Genomic DNA, 11,940 nt, shown 5'->3' with positions numbered 1-11,940 from the left:
GTTAATACCTAAGAGGATCATCTATGATGAACAGAAAAAATAATAAGCTGGCGTTGGCGGTTCTGGTCTTTGTAAGCCTGTTGCTTTTTAGTTTTTGCGCGGGGAGCAAGGTTGTAAACAGCGCTGTCATGGGCCATTGGTCCTATGCGGGGAATACTGGCCCGGCTTACTGGCATACTCTGGATCCTGCTTACCGCATCGCCGCCGAGGGGCAGGCACAGTCTCCCATCAATATCAATACCCGCGCCCTTTCCGAAATGGCCGCTCCGGGGAAACCGGTCTTCCATTATATCTCAACCAAATATGAACTGGAAAATAACGGCCATACTATTGAGTTGATCCCCGAAGGAGAGGGTAACTATATTACCCTTGATGGTACGGACTATGTTCTGCGGCAGTTCCACTTCCATTCCCCCGGAGAACACCAAATTAACGGCGAAACCTTTGATCTGGAAGTACATTTTGTACATACCGATAGGGAGGGGCACAATGCGGTTGCAGCGATTCTGTTTAAAGTGGGAGCGGAGAATAGTACCCTTGGGGAAATTTTTTCGGCCCTGGAACGGGAGGCGCTACCTGCGGGGGCTTCAATTAAAATGGAGGAACCCTTTAACCCGGCGGAACTCTTTGATGTCCTTTCCCCCGTGTATCGTTACAACGGTTCCCTGACCACTCCGCCCTGCACCGAGGGAGTTGCGTGGAGTATTGCCTCTCCGTTCCGGGAATTGTCAAAGTCCCAACTTGACGCTTTTCAAGCGGTCTATAAAGGAAACAACCGTCCGGTGCAGGATACGCATGACCGGACGGTGTATCGTTCCAAATAATTTTAAGCGCCTATATGAGATGTTTTTTAATCACAAAAATATTTTTATTGTCCTCATGGCGGTATTCCAGGGTATCCATGATTTTTTTTGCTATAAAAATGCCTAAACCCCCTACCTCCCGCTCTTCTGCAGAGGCCGTGATGTCGGGGTCATCTTTTTCCAGGGGATTGTAGGGTTTTCCCGCATCCTCAAATTCTATCGAAATCTCACCGCTAACGGCAATACGTATAATTGCGTCTCCAATTATGGGGTTATATGCGTAATGCGCAATATTTACAAATATCTCCTCCACAGCGATATCGATCTGATGCTGAACCTTCATGGAGCAGTTTTTTCTATCCAGTTCGGCATTTATGAAATCCAGCACCGCATCAAGATTTTCGGTTTTAGCCTCAATTTTCAACTCTTTCACTGTGCTCTCCTCCCCTTGTATTGTAGTACCAGCATGGTGATATCATCCGCCTGTTCCGTATTCTGGGCAAATTGATCAATTTCATCTTTGATTGAGACTGCAAATTCCTTCAGGCTGTAATCTTTATACTTATTGGCGGCCTCAATAAGCCTCGAATCCGTAAAGAATTCCTGCTTTGTATTAAACGCCTCGGTGACACCATCGGTGTACAGGTACAGCACATCCCCCGCCTTAAGGACCGTTTCGGCCTGGTTGTATGCAATATCAGGCATACCGGCCAGCACAAGACCGGGTTTTACCTTTAGCCATTGAAAATTCTCCCCCTGTTTTATCAAAGGGGGATTATGGCCGGCGTTGACATAGGTTAATTTACCGGTTGGAATGTCCAGATAACCCATAAACACCGTAACAAACATGTTTTCTTCATTGTTTTCACAAAGTAGTTTGTTGACTATCTCAAAGACTTCTTGGGGATTTTTGTCGTTTTGCGCGTTGTTTTTAATAAGCGTCTTGGCAATGACCATAAACAGCGCCGCGGGCACCCCCTTGCCGGAAACATCGGCAATTAAAACCGCCAGGGTGTCCTTGTTTACCAGGAAAAAGTCATAGAAGTCACCGCCGACTTCCTTGGCAGGAAGCATGGATGCGTAGATATCAAATTCTTCACGATCGGGGAAAGGGGGGAATATACTCGGCAGCATGGACGCTTGTATTCTTGTGGCAACATTCAATTCAACGCCGATGCGTTCTTTTTCGCCGGTAATTTGTTTTATATTTTCTATCATATGATTAAAGCTTTCGGCAAGCATCTGGAGCTCGTCCCCGGTTTTAAGCTCCATTTTATGATTCAGGTTGCCATCGCTGATGATTTTAGCGTCCTTGCTCAATGATATGATAGGAGCGGTAATGCCATTTGAAAGACCTGTCGCAAAAAATGCGGTTGCTGTGCCGCCTATACCGATTACTATTAAAAGCCCCACGGTAGCCATGATGATATTGTGGTCTATCCTGTTTATTTCCGCCTTGGTAAGGGTTAAAATATCCTGCTGAATAAGATGAGCCGGGGCTATGACTTCAACCATGGGGGCTGCAACCGCCATGCTCCAGTTGATGGATTTCAAGGGATAATAGGCGGCAATAATATCTTCCCCATCTAAATTCAGATTCATGATGCCGCTTTCCCTGTTTATCATTTTTTGGGTAAGTTCCTTAAGCTCCGGACTGAGGTTGTTCAAATAATTCTCTCCGATATCGCCGGCTGCGCCGCCGCCTTTAGAGGTAAAAATAAGCTCCCCTTTCTCGTTCAGCACGAAGGCGTAGCCGCTTTTGCTTATTTTGGCGGAATCTATAATTTTATTTACATTTTCTGATATAAGGGAACCACTGCCTGCTACTCCTTTAAATATTTTCCTTCCATTTGAAAGATCATAAAAAGGCATGGCGCAGGTTATGGTTAAACCCCTGCCGGATGCATCCGCAAAAATATCGGTCCAGAAAATCCCGTCCTTTTCCTTAGCCCCGATATACCAACTTCGGGTTCTGGCATCATAATCGGTTCTGTTCGGACCGGATGATGCCTTGTCCACGGTTATAAAAAAACCGGACTCCCCCCCAATATAGTTTGCGGTAATACCCGTATCTATCGTTGTTATCTGACGCAGTATGGTTACCGCATTGGCCGCAAGATAGACTTCATTCCTGATATCATTAAGAGAGACCCCCTCCGCCGTCCGCAGATGGGGAATAGTTGTCCCTACCTGATCCGGCTGAAGATAATTAATAACCCTTGGCTGGTATTGGTCTTTGTTGGTATAAATATGGGTAATTACTTCGGCTATCATTCTGGTCTGATTCATTATTACGTTAAGTTTCTCATCGGTTAATGCCGCCTTATCCTCTGCAAGGCTCATAAGCTGCAGGCGTACCTGCTGTTCCAAGGCTGCTTCGCTGTTCCTGGCCGCCGTAACCCCTAATTGATCGCTTTCTTCAAGAACAGTTTTACGCATATTTAAAATGCTTATCATGGTGATAATACACAAAAGCAGCAATGCTCCCAGGGACGTCGATAAAATGACCCGCAATACTTTTGTTTTAATCTTTTTTGACAACATGAACCTCCTTATAGAGATTTTGAATATACCGTAATCTTTTTGTAAATTCCGGTATTACCATGATTTTATTAAAATCAACCACCAATCCCGGAGAATAATGCAGGATCATGTATTCCCCGGAGCCTGACAATGGATGTATGCCGGTAAAGAAAAAACCCTTTCTTTCAAGAGCGCTGCAGGCATAGGACGCCCCGGGATCGTTCAAATTAACAAAGGCATTAAATGTCTGCCCTTCAAGATGGGCATATTGATCCAGATATCCGGACAAAACATCTTCAAAATCATTCCCCGCCTCCTGCACGAATAATTCACCATATCGATGCATTTCATTTTGTGAAATATCAACTTTTGATCTTTGGACCGCCGGTTCCCCCGGTTCTCCCAAAGAATAGGTTACATTGAGATCCTTATACAGCTCCGCAATATACCGGGCATGGGAGGTTGGCGGATAAAGCGTCAGAACATCCCGTTTTAAAAGGGGGTAACAGGCCATAAGATGGGTCCGTTTAAGGGGTAAGGATAATCCTTTAAGGTTTTCAGCATTTACATCATAAATATAGCGGTTTATAAGCAGCCCCGACATCGTATATCCGAACTCGGCGTGATTTGACTGACTTATCGTATCCAGGGTAAGGCAATGTGCGTATATACAGGTATACTTACCCGTTAGGACCTCTTGTAAAAGATAATGATGGATTTTTTTTCCTAAGCTAAATCCGCGAAATTCAATTTTAACGGTAAGCAGGTTGAATATAAGACAACCGGGAAATTCGTTTTCCTCATCCGATCCAACCATGGCTGCCAATGTTCCATCAGAAGCAAGAACGGCCACAGCAAAACGCAGAATGCCGGATGCAAGGGCTTGACGCAGAAATATTTCATCATAAAATTTACGGTTTGGATAATTAAGGCCGTGTTGTTTGAGCAGTAAGGCTATCAGCTGCGGCGCTTCCTCCGGGCGAGCCAGGCGGATGTTAACATCCAGCGAATTTCCTTTTTTATTATAAAGTACCAACAGACACCTCCCAGGCCGTCTTGCCTTATTCAATGGTCAGGATGCCGGAGAAACCGGTCATCTCAAAAACCTCCTTTATTTCCGGTGAAATATTGACAAGGATCATCTTGCCCCCATTGGCCTTGGCTTTTTTTTCACCCACCAGAAGTACCCGCAGCCCTGCGGAAGACACATATTGCAATTTCTCAAAGTCCAGTTCTATATAATGTATGTTATCAAATTCCGGAATCAGTTCCGCCTGGAGTTGGGGCGCCGTGCTAGTGTCCAGTTGTCCCTCCAGGGCAAGGACAAGTTTGTCTCCGGTCTTGTTTTTGGTGATAGTCATGTAAACTCCTTTAAATTGTAATATACGGTAGATTAATCATACCGGCAGCGGCCCTAAATCCTGTCCAAATTTATGCGTATGGAGATCGATACGGGCATTGAAAAAGCGGAATCATTCCCGGAAGGGCTGGGTAATATGTCGAAAAGAAAAATATGGCCGGGACAGATATCCATGGTTACGGAAACAAGGGCCTCGGGGAAAAAACAGAGTCCCGCAAATACTGCGGCGTTAAGAAACAGCGGGATTGTTTCCGGGAAGTCCGGATTTTCATATATTCCCAATGAAACAGCAGCCCCGGCCCTCAATCCGATATATTTCCATTCCTTGGAGAAATAAAAATTATCTTTTGCGTAAAAAAGATATTTCTCCTCTTCTTTACCATCGGTGTCCTGTAGAAAAACATTGCCGATCATCAGGAGGGCGTCATTCTGCAGATAATTATTGAAAAGCCGGATGTTAAAACCTATTCCCGCTCCCCAAAAACCCGGTTTCATGATATTGTAATCACCGCCTATCATCAGCATATTCTGCGGATGGGACTTTGTTAGGAACGCCAGGCCCAGAATAAGCAGAAACATTGTTTTTTTCATCGTATTATTCCACCCATAAACAATCAGCGTTTTTCTACGATCATGCCGTCAGTGATCGTGATCTCAGGCCAAGTCCTTGAAGAATACCATACCGAAGACGCGGGGATTTCTACATTAAACTCAAGCTCAACATAGTATATATATTTGCCGGCTTCATCCTCGAGGTAAATGGGGATATAATTATTCCCCTTGTCATCCATGGCATAGTCTTCTGTCAGGTATAATTCAAAAATAGACCAGGGGTTATTATAGGCAATAAGCGCCCCGGGTTCCCGGTCCCTGGATGTTTTATAAAATTTGAAGCTTATACCCCCATTATCAACGTTACCCTGCAGAAGGATCAATTTTTCGTTCATATAGGTACTACTGGACCGCGGGTTATTGCCGGCGCTGGATACCTCCACATACCTGAAGCGATCCATAGCCATCAGACGGCTCCTGACAGGAAGCCTGTTTTGGACCTCCACCGGAGGCTGATGAATTATCCAGGAAAATGGTTTTTCCACGCCCGCGGCGGCTGAGGCTATTTGATAGACCGTCCCGGCCCAATTCTGAATGTCGGAACCGCTAAACAGGCTGTGGTGCAGCGCCGCATGGACCGGATCTCTCCCGGTTTGATCCGGAGGAGCATCTTGTCCCTGCGGCAGGGCTGCGCCCATGGCTTCAAAGAGGGAAGCGATTTCCTGCATGGTTTTGAAGTCAAGGGCATTTGCCGGCAAAGCATTACTGCATAAGGGATAGGCCCTGTACTTTTCATAATTCTCAAGCAGGCGGGTTCTGTTTGTTTCATCGGTATGGCGGGCAAGAATTTGAGATCCGTCTATAACAAAACTGTTCCACCATCCTATGCCGATGGCGGCATTCCCTGCATCCTGAGCGCCGGTATACACCGTGAGATACGAATTTTTTAAATCTTCTTCCGATACGGAACGGAGTATGGCATAGGCCTCAAGGGGATCCCGGGGAAGTGATGCCCAGGCCGAGAACATCCTTTCCGCATCGGCGCTTAAAAACTGGTTCATGAGGGCAAGTTTATCCCCCAGGGAGGCGGCATACCTGTTTCTCAATGCCACGAGGGTATCATTCAGCAGGGTATTATCAATCTGGTTCAGGAATTCCAGGCTTTTGGCATAGACGGAAAGCAGCACCGAATTTATCTGAAAGGATTTGTACTGCGAAGCTCTGGACATGAACCGGTCCCATGTTCCGGCGGACACATAGATACGGTCAGGATAATTTCCCCAATACATAATATAGTTCGAAAGATAATCCATAAAGGCCCGGGGCTGATACATCCTTTTATCAACATTTCTCAAGAACGGAGGCTGGTTCTTCGCATCCTCCCCGGTTTTAAAAAGGGCCGCAAAAGAAGCGACATTATCAACAATAAATTTAAGCTGCACCGGATCGTAGCCCTTGTTATAGTAGAATCCGCCGAAGAGGTTCTCAATGGTACTGCCGGAAAAGGAAAATAAACCGGAGCCATCTGCTTCGGCTTCTATTACTGCGGCAATGTTGCCTTCAAAGGAATTAAGAAAAGCATAGGAAGTGGTAAAGGTAATATATCTGTTATAATAGGCTTCCGCCAGCATCATTACCCTGGCATTTGCAATCAGGGCGGATACCTTTTCATTTTCACCATGGGGTTTCACAAAAGACTCAAAGGCATCCGTTGCCGTTTTGATGGTGCTCTGTCCGGTCTGCCAGTTTACATTGAAGCCGCTTTTTTGAAGCGTATTCCGATTCGGTACAGGAATATCTGAAGCAAGGGTTATTATTTTCTCAACGGTCATAAAAAGGGAAGGGGCGTCGGGTTTTTCGTCCAGCCTGTCTGACAAAAGCGCATTGTCCTGGAGAATACGGGCATTCAGACGGAGCGCTTCCACCTCCTTTTCCAGATTGCCGCTGAAGGAATTCTGTTCCGCTATAACCTGCCCCCGCAGGCCGCCATCGGTGTTTCCTGTTTTCAGTTTTATGAATTCCATGTCGGCGTCGAAGAGCCGCAAATATTCCTGAACCGCATAGCTTATCACCATGTCATTAAAAAGATAGTCATTGATAAGATTATTGTTGAACGCATCAAGGGAGACCTTTTTCTGAACAATGGCTCCCTTCCCTGACATATTAAGCGTCGGCAAATTGGCTTCAAAGGGCAGGGGAATATGGGCCGCCTTTAATAAAGATCTTACCTCTTCAAAGATAGCCCTTCCCCGGGCCGTAAGAGCCTTATGCCTGTCCGTAAGACTTTTCCACTCATACACAGCCTCTTCCACATCAGAGAGGGAAGACACCCCGTTAATTTTTTTAAGGGCGTTTTCAATATCCCGGTAATTGACGGTTATTTCTTCCGATATGGCGGCGAGATTTTTTATTTTTCCATATATTGAATCGGGATAGACTGCCCCTCTTTTCCAGGCTGAAAGCATGGTGTCCAGGGCCGCCTGTTTCGCCGCGGCGTAATCCGGGGAATAAATATAATCAATATCCATTTGCGGGGCATTGGAACGGTCATACCCCGGTTTATAATTACTGAGCAACTCCATGGTATCGTTTGAAATATCAGGCACAAGATAGCGGATCATGGAATCAAGCTTAAAATCCCGGGCGGTAAAAAATTTATAAAAATCCACCCCCTGAACCTCATCGAGGGAGACAAAGGAGACAATAACCCCACGGGTATCATGGTCAAGAATCTGGGTGTCGACCTCTTCAATCAGTTTGCTGCCTATGTTTTTTATCACCGGAATTCTCACCATGGATTTTTGCAGTTGGTTTGCAATAAAGGCTTTCTGCCTGTACCCCATATTCCGGTTAAACCCAAAAACCAGGACCTTCGAAAGACCGAAGCCGAAGGGAACGGGTGTCCCTAAATCGCGCTGGGTAAGGGTATTGTAATAAAACTGAAGCCTGGATGAGAGGGATTCACCGTAGAGCGGAGCCCTGTCCAGCGTAAAACGGCGGTACTCATCTTCTTTTATAAGGGGAGACCGGGAAGGGGCGTTTTTTTGCAATACCGGGTCCAGCCAACTGTAATAGGACTCATGCATAATCAGGGAGGAGCGCAGCTTGTCCCTTTCAAAAAGGGCGCTGAAAAGAAAAACCGAACCCAGGGCGGCCAGGGCGGCGCAAAGAAAGTATTGGGGAATATGGCGGCGCATGGCCTCGCTCCGGACAAAGTCTGCATGGGGAGAGGGAACAAAGATCCGTTTGTGGAGCAGATCCCGGATAAAATAACCCTGCAGCAAATTCGCCCTTTGCAGATAGGGCGCCAGAAGCGTTCTGGAAGCATTTACCACCACCAGGGCGGTAGAGGGAGTATTTAATTCCAGGGCTTTGGACGCGGTATCGTTGGCGGAGGATGCCCGGGAAACGGGTATAAATACATCCTCGACATTTCTTCCCGCAAGGGACGCGATTTCAGGACTAAAGGAAAAATCCATATCTTTGGAGGAGGTAAAAAATACGCCTTCAAAAAAAGTATTTCCGGTTCCATGAAAATTCTCTTCGCCAAAAAGTATTTCCAGGTAGGTTTTTAAATTCCCGTACAGGCCTGAAAAATTATCCGGAAAGAGCCATATCTTGCCAGTCCTGTCCATGCGGTTTTCCCCGGTGGAACCGGAAAGGCCCGATGCGGGGAAGATAAGCTGCTTTGAACCGGAGCGCAGCCTGTCATACAGCTTTGCCCAGAATTTGCCGAAGGTCTCTTCAACAAACACCCGGTTGTCGCTCTCGAAACCAAGGATCTGATGCCGGAGATCCCCGGTAAAAGCGCCGGAATATTCCTGAAAACCGCTTACCATGTCGAGTTTGGTTACCACCACATAACAGGGCAGCCGCATTCCGCTTTGCCGCAGAAGGTTTCCCAATTCATTGGCCATTAGAATAGCTTTTCTGGAGGAAAGATTTTCATCGTCGATCAAAAGGGCATCGGCGGGAATGGTCAGGATAACGCCGTCCAGAGCCTTCCGCCGTCCTCTCCGGCAGATTTGCCGGACAATGTAATTCCATTCGGCGCTGGAAGCGTCAAGCCAGCGGTCAAAAAAAATTTTTCCGCTTATATCGTATAGCACCGCTTTGGCGCCGGTCCAAATCCGCACCGGCAGACTGTTGTTGGGATCCTCCTCAGGGTTTTTTTCCTCCACCGACGGAACCAGTTCCAGATCGCTTGCCGCCAGGAGGGAGGATTTTCCCGACCGGGGCTCGCCCAGAACCACATACCAGGGAAGGGCGTACAGATTCGGAACGTTCCTTGCCGCATGGCCAAAACCCTGTTTTAAAAGTTCGTTTATACGAACGATATTATCCGAAAGATCCTGCTTGGCCCTGTCATGCTCCTCCCCGCCCTTGACAAGCTGCGCCAGGTGACGCCAGGTGAGGAGATCTTTCATTATATTCCTGGTTTCTTTGTTTTTTATTCTCTTGAGTCTGAGCTTCCGGATCAGGGGAATTACAAAAAACAAAACCGCCAGCAGAACTGCCAGAATGATAATAATGGGGCCAAAGGGACTTGTTTTTAAAAAATTCATGGCAATCCCCATGGTACCGGAAAGGGAGGAAAATAAATTGGGCATTATTGAATTCCTTGATCCGCAGGAGAAAAAGCCGTTCCGGCTGTGGAGTCTTCCGCTGTTTTTTCCAAAACAGTACGGTAATTTTCCGTGATATCAAAGAAAACCACCAGGTTGACGATAAAACCGGCAAGCAGAAACAGAGCGCAAGCCAGCAGGGCGGCGCGGATATTCAGTTTTCCCTGTCGTCTGTGAAAAAGATTTTTTTTGGGAAAGGTCGTGATGGGTTCGGAATAAACATCATACTCTATAACGGCCTTTTCCATGCAAAGCCGCATACACTGTTCGATGTATTGTTGGTTGTAGCGGTAGGCTCCGTCAAAACCCAGGCCGAGCATGATATAAAAAAGCACAAAGGAATTTTTGAATTCAGGATATTCAAGGGTTTCCGTAAGCAGGTTAAAAAATTTCTCGTCCCCCGAAAGCTCGTTATAATTCCGGGAAAGTTCCCGCCATTCCTGCCTGAAGGGAAAACGGCCCTCCTTTACAATATAGTCAATAAAGAACACCAGGGGTTTTTCTATCCAGGCAAATTCCCGTTCAAGGAGGGGGTCTTCCTTCGACTTCTCTTTTGCTTCCCCAAGGCATTTTATCAAATCCTGCTGAAATTTTTCTTTTTCAACAAAATTCGTGATACAGCTGAGCTGCCAATAGTTACAAAGACAGAGAAAAACAGGATTACAGATTTTTTCCAATCCTGACGCCATATTTATTTACTCCCAACGATAAGGTACAGGGATAGTTCCAGACCGGAAAAAAATCCGGACACAAAATCTACCGCTATCCCCTGTTCTTCCGTAATTTCACGCCATACCCTGGCTGATTCTTCCAGGTCCAGGTGGAACCAGATCGTTTTGCTTAAAACGGGCAAGAAACGCGGCGCATAGGGAGTTTCTACCAGTTTTACCCCGCGGATGCGCAGCTGTTTTGATTGGGGGTTTATCAGTTTGAAGGTATCTCCCTCTTCCACGGCCTTGATCACATCGGGTTTGCTGCTGTCGGTCTTGAGGGCCAAATAAAAATCCTTGGCCCGGAAAATATCTTCGGCCTTAAGGGCGGTATAAAGATAATTACCGTCTCCGTCCTGGGTAAAATCCAGCTTGATGAAGTCGGCGCTTCCTTCCTGTAGAATAAAGGAACGAATATCCTTGATGATTTCAATAAACTGGGGGGCGCTGTCCAAATGGTTATACTGTTGAATTTCCCGAATATTGTGCATGGGGTCATAGGCCATGAGTTCCGACAGAAGGGAGCTAAGCTCCATATAAAACTCGAAGGGCGTTATGTTCCCGGCGCTTAAAAGGGCGTTAAGGCGAATTTCGTACACATTCAAGGCCCGCAGGCGTAAAACAGTATAGGCCGTATACCCTGAAAGATCATCATTCTTGAAATTTGCCGTGGTCAGAATGTCCAGAGCCTTGTCCCGGCAGCGGCGTATATCGGCGATAAGTCCCTGGATCTTATTGTAAAGGGGGTTGTCGGAACCGGTGAGCAGGAAGGGTGCAAAATAATTTTCATTTACCTTCAGGGCCGTCTGCGCCTTATCGTGGCTTAAAACCACCAGGCGCAGTATGGGAAGAATTTCCATGTCCTTTGCATCGTCCAGATTACTGATCAGACGGGCATTGAGCCTATGGGTGATAATCGTGATTTCATTGTCCCCTGAATTTTCGTCCCGGATACTCTTTTTTTGCGTGGAAAAATGCCGTTTTTCCCCGCTTTCCCCAAGGTTGGGCTCGAACTCCGACCACAGGGGAAGGGCGAGGTAAATGGTCAATTCGTCGGGGTTCTGTTTAAGGGCCTCGCTTAGATCCAGTGTGCCGAGGAGACAGTTGCCGGGCATGGACAGGGGTGTTCCATCCGCAAGGACAACGGAAAAACGCTTAACCGTTACCCTTGCGGCGGCCAGGGCATCGGTGTCGATCTCGAAATCCACAAGCCCCCAGGGATAGGGGCAGGAAAAGGTACGGAAAGATTTTAAAAACGCCAAATTCTGCCGCTCTAAATACTGGAAATGATGGGGCTGCAAAAATTCCCCGTCATTCCAATGTAATAACTCTTCAAAACGCATTTGTTTCTCCTTAACGGGCCTTCA

Annotated in this window: 9 protein-coding genes; 1 reads left to right on the top strand and 8 read right to left on the bottom strand. The window is 46.7% G+C overall.

Features of this window, described 5'->3' with window-relative positions; genetic code table 11:
• The first annotated feature begins 23 nt into the window (after window positions 1-23).
• Complete coding sequence (locus tag LQZ19_RS01935) at window positions 24-824, top strand: carbonic anhydrase (protein ID WP_411045950.1); 801 nt, start codon at window positions 24-26, stop codon at window positions 822-824.
• A 10-nt stretch (window positions 825-834) separates the two neighbouring features.
• Here LQZ19_RS01935 and LQZ19_RS01930 read toward each other — a convergent pair whose 3' ends face one another.
• Genes LQZ19_RS01930 through tssK form a run of 8 tightly spaced genes read right to left on the bottom strand, consistent with a single transcriptional unit; the run spans window position 835 to window position 11,916 of the window.
• Window positions 835-1,236, bottom strand: coding sequence for an ATP-binding protein (locus tag LQZ19_RS01930; RefSeq protein WP_411045949.1), 402 nt, complete (start codon window positions 1,234-1,236; stop codon window positions 835-837).
• Window positions 1,233-3,347, bottom strand: a complete 2,115-nt coding sequence (locus tag LQZ19_RS01925) for a SpoIIE family protein phosphatase (RefSeq protein WP_411045948.1) — start codon at window positions 3,345-3,347, stop codon at window positions 1,233-1,235. The genes LQZ19_RS01930 and LQZ19_RS01925 overlap by 4 nt, the downstream gene beginning before the upstream one ends.
• Complete coding sequence (locus tag LQZ19_RS01920; protein ID WP_411045947.1) at window positions 3,328-4,362, bottom strand: hypothetical protein; 1,035 nt, start codon at window positions 4,360-4,362, stop codon at window positions 3,328-3,330. Before LQZ19_RS01920 ends, LQZ19_RS01925 begins: the two co-directional genes overlap by 20 nt.
• A gap of 25 nt (window positions 4,363-4,387) precedes the next feature.
• Complete coding sequence (locus LQZ19_RS01915) at window positions 4,388-4,687, bottom strand: STAS domain-containing protein (RefSeq protein ID WP_411045946.1); 300 nt, start codon at window positions 4,685-4,687, stop codon at window positions 4,388-4,390.
• Window positions 4,688-4,740: 53 nt separating this feature from the next.
• Window positions 4,741-5,277, bottom strand: a complete 537-nt coding sequence (locus LQZ19_RS01910; protein WP_411045945.1) for a hypothetical protein — start codon at window positions 5,275-5,277, stop codon at window positions 4,741-4,743.
• Window positions 5,278-5,300: 23 nt separating this feature from the next.
• The gene (locus LQZ19_RS01905) at window positions 5,301-9,848 is read right to left on the bottom strand and encodes a type VI secretion protein IcmF/TssM N-terminal domain-containing protein (RefSeq protein ID WP_411045944.1); all 4,548 of its coding nucleotides are present in this window, start codon (window positions 9,846-9,848) and stop codon (window positions 5,301-5,303) included.
• Complete coding sequence (locus tag LQZ19_RS01900; protein WP_411045943.1) at window positions 9,848-10,552, bottom strand: DotU family type IV/VI secretion system protein; 705 nt, start codon at window positions 10,550-10,552, stop codon at window positions 9,848-9,850. Before LQZ19_RS01900 ends, LQZ19_RS01905 begins: the two co-directional genes overlap by 1 nt.
• Window positions 10,553-10,554: 2 nt before the next feature.
• Window positions 10,555-11,916 carry a type VI secretion system baseplate subunit TssK gene (tssK, locus tag LQZ19_RS01895; protein ID WP_411045942.1) on the bottom strand — a complete coding sequence of 454 codons (1,362 nt, stop codon included), beginning with the start codon at window positions 11,914-11,916 and terminating at the stop codon, window positions 10,555-10,557.
• Between the last annotated feature and the right edge of the window lie 24 nt (window positions 11,917-11,940).

This window comes from Treponema primitia, from assembly GCF_046533075.1.
In the GTDB taxonomy this organism is placed as follows: Bacteria; Spirochaetota; Spirochaetia; order Treponematales; family Breznakiellaceae; genus Termitinema; species Termitinema primitia_B.
This window is presented reverse-complemented; position numbering and strand designations above follow the sequence as displayed.

What these genes read in the sequence shown, in the direction of transcription:
- LQZ19_RS01915 (WP_411045946.1), bottom strand. Translation starts at nt 4,687, where the DNA reads ATGACTATCACCAAAAACAAGACCGGAGACAAACTTGTCCTTGCCCTG.
- LQZ19_RS01910 (WP_411045945.1), bottom strand. Translation starts at nt 5,277, where the DNA reads ATGAAAAAAACAATGTTTCTGCTTATTCTGGGCCTGGCGTTCCTAACA.
- LQZ19_RS01900 (WP_411045943.1), bottom strand. Translation starts at nt 10,552, where the DNA reads ATGGCGTCAGGATTGGAAAAAATCTGTAATCCTGTTTTTCTCTGTCTT.
- LQZ19_RS01935 (WP_411045950.1), top strand. Translation starts at nt 24, where the DNA reads ATGATGAACAGAAAAAATAATAAGCTGGCGTTGGCGGTTCTGGTCTTT.
- LQZ19_RS01905 (WP_411045944.1), bottom strand. Translation starts at nt 9,848, where the DNA reads ATGCCCAATTTATTTTCCTCCCTTTCCGGTACCATGGGGATTGCCATG.
- tssK (WP_411045942.1), bottom strand. Translation starts at nt 11,916, where the DNA reads ATGCGTTTTGAAGAGTTATTACATTGGAATGACGGGGAATTTTTGCAG.
- LQZ19_RS01925 (WP_411045948.1), bottom strand. Translation starts at nt 3,347, where the DNA reads ATGTTGTCAAAAAAGATTAAAACAAAAGTATTGCGGGTCATTTTATCG.